The sequence below is a fragment of the Vibrio sp. 10N.222.46.A1 genome, assembly GCF_041473595.1.
Classification (GTDB): Bacteria; Pseudomonadota; Gammaproteobacteria; order Enterobacterales; family Vibrionaceae; genus Vibrio; species Vibrio tasmaniensis_A.
The window spans coordinates 1-448 of sequence record NZ_JBFRSN010001326.1 but is presented as its reverse complement, the minus strand read 5'-3'; the positions used below and the strand labels follow the sequence as shown (position 1 = coordinate 448).

General features: G+C 46.2%; 1 protein-coding gene. It reads left to right on the top strand.

Translation table 11 applies throughout. The features are described from left to right. A partial coding sequence (locus AB4496_RS26345; RefSeq protein ID WP_372132845.1) for an adenine phosphoribosyltransferase occupies nucleotides 1-373 on the top strand: 373 nt, incomplete at its 5' end. Nucleotides 374-448: the final 75 nt, after the last annotated feature.

Genomic DNA, 448 nt, shown 5'->3' with positions numbered 1-448 from the left:
CGTTGGTACTGAAGCTCGTGGTTTCCTATTTGGTGCGCCTCTTGCTCTTGAGTTAGGTGTCGGCTTTATCCCTGTTCGTAAGCCGGGCAAGTTGCCTCGTCAAACTGTGGCACAATCTTATGAGCTTGAGTACGGCACTGATACGCTAGAAATTCATACCGATGCTATCGTTGAAGGCGATAAAGTGCTGATGGTTGATGACTTGTTAGCAACAGGCGGTACGATTGAAGCGACAACGAAGCTTATTCGTCAGCTTGGTGGTGTGGTAGAACACGCTGCATTTGTTATTAACCTTCCAGAAATCGGTGGTGATAAGCGCTTACAAGGCTTAGGTCTAGAAGTGTTTAGCATCTGCGAATTCGACGGTCACTAATCCTTTTCGGAATTATTCATGAGCTATCTTGCGTTAGCGCGAAAATGGCGACCAACCAAATTCAAAGAAGTGGTT